This window comes from Flavobacterium sp. LMO6 (assembly GCF_009495795.1).
Lineage (GTDB): Bacteria > Bacteroidota > Bacteroidia > Flavobacteriales > Flavobacteriaceae > Flavobacterium.
Genome location: NZ_WIBH01000126.1, coordinates 1 through 210 on the forward strand (window position 1 = coordinate 1; position 210 = coordinate 210).

General features: G+C 55.7%; 1 pseudogene. It reads right to left on the reverse strand.

Annotation, left to right across the window (positions count from 1 at the left end):
- Window positions 1-210, reverse strand: a pseudogene (locus GFJ99_RS13845) (23S rRNA (adenine(2503)-C(2))-methyltransferase RlmN); the annotation flags it as partial.

The following is a 210-nucleotide window of genomic DNA, read 5'->3' on the forward strand; positions in this document are numbered from 1 at the left end:
GCCCATACCCATGTATACGATGTTTGTCAGGGGCGCATCGTAGTTTTCTTTGGCCTGCCGGTCGATAGCCACCACCTGATCGTAGATTTCGGCCGCATCAAGGTTGCGCTTCCGATCCATGTAACCCGTTGCGCAGAACTTACATGTGAGCGAGCAGCCCACTTGGCTCGATACACAGGCAGTCATTCGGTCATGCGGTCCGTCGTCACG